Raw genomic sequence first — 263 nt, 5'->3', positions numbered from 1 at the left:
ATGGATTGACACCAAAACAGATTATTGACATGAAGGGACTAGCCGGAGATGCCTCTGACAATATCCCAGGTGTGACTAAAATCGGTGAAAAAACAGCTATCAAGCTATTGAAACAATATGGCTCAGTAGAAGGAATCTATGAGCATATTGATGAAATGAAGCAAAGCAAAATGAAAGAAAATCTGATAAATGACAAAGAGCAAGCTTTCTTATCGAAGAAATTGGCGACCATCAATACTTCAGCCCCTGTGGAGGTCTCTATC

1 protein-coding gene is annotated in these 263 nt (G+C 39.2%); it reads left to right on the top strand.

The genetic code is table 11. The features are described from left to right. Nucleotides 1-5 precede the first annotated feature (5 nt). Nucleotides 6-263 (top strand): 5'-3' exonuclease H3TH domain-containing protein (locus tag ACSV5T_RS09935; protein ID WP_438321012.1); only part of this gene is annotated, 258 nt, incomplete at its 3' end.

This window comes from Veillonella sp. ZSJB6 (assembly GCF_051549505.1).
Classification (GTDB): domain Bacteria; phylum Bacillota; class Negativicutes; order Veillonellales; family Veillonellaceae; genus Veillonella.
Note: the sequence above shows the minus strand (reverse complement) of the source record. Positions and strands in the feature narration are given on the sequence as shown.